Genomic DNA, 369 nt, shown 5'->3' on the forward strand with positions numbered 1-369 from the left:
AGATACTCCATCTGATATGATGTGATGCATATCTATCAGTAAGTATGTTTTTTCATTACTCTCCACGAATTCTACTCTTAATAATGGAGCTTTACTTAAATCGAATGGTCTTATGAAGTTATTTATGATAGTATCTATATCTTCTCTTTCTTGTCTTATCTCTAACTTAAATTCATAAGAATTATCGATTCTTTGTACTATTTGATCTTCATTCGTTTCAAAATATGTCCTTAATGCTTCATGTCTTTTTACAAGTTTCCTAAATGTTTCTTCTATTTGTTTTTCATTAATATTTCCATCTAACTCAAACGCTGTTGGCATATTGTAAGCTGTACTATTCTTGTCAAACTGTTGCAGCATATACATTCT

Annotated in this window: 1 protein-coding gene; it reads right to left on the bottom strand. The window is 29.3% G+C overall.

The window, feature by feature from the left end; translation table 11 throughout:
* Positions 1 to 369 (bottom strand): condensation domain-containing protein (locus tag LZ480_RS19760; RefSeq protein ID WP_241371228.1); only part of this gene is annotated, 369 nt, incomplete at both ends.

The sequence above is a fragment of the Solibacillus palustris genome, from assembly GCF_022549215.1.
Lineage (GTDB): Bacteria > Bacillota > Bacilli > Bacillales_A > Planococcaceae > Solibacillus > Solibacillus daqui.